This window comes from Streptomyces sp. CO7 (assembly GCF_053474865.1).
The window spans coordinates 207,227-207,639 of record NZ_JBRIOU010000005.1 but is presented as its reverse complement, the minus strand read 5'-3'; the positions used below and the strand labels follow the sequence as shown (position 1 = coordinate 207,639).

Genomic DNA, 413 nt, shown 5'->3' with positions numbered 1-413 from the left:
GGGCCTTCACCGTGAACCCCTCGAAGCCGCCCTTGCGCCGCTTCCCGTCCTCACCGAACACGCCCACCAGCTCGTCGCGCTCCGTGCCCTCGAAGTCGACCGCCCGGGGCCGCTCGCCGTCGAAGAAGAACAGGGCCGCCTGCGCGGGCAGCAGCGCACGCCGTTCGTCGGTGAGCACCACCACCGGGTGCAGCCCCGCGCACACCCGCGACGACCGGTTCGTCAGCTCCAGCGTCCACGCCTGCGGCACGTCACCGGCCCGGTACACCCGCGGCCCCCGCAGCCGGGGCCTTCACCGTGAACCCCTCGAAGCCGCCCTTGCGCCGCTTCCCGTCCTCACCGAACACGCCCACCAGCTCGTCGCGCTCCGTGCCCTCGAAGTCGACCGCCCGGGGCCGCTCGCCGTCGAAGAA

At 73.6% G+C, this 413-nt stretch carries 1 pseudogene; it reads right to left on the bottom strand.

Features of this window, described 5'->3' with window-relative positions:
- Window positions 1-268: pseudogene (locus ACOV8S_RS19390) on the bottom strand (hypothetical protein); the annotation flags it as partial.
- Between the last annotated feature and the right edge of the window lie 145 nt (window positions 269-413).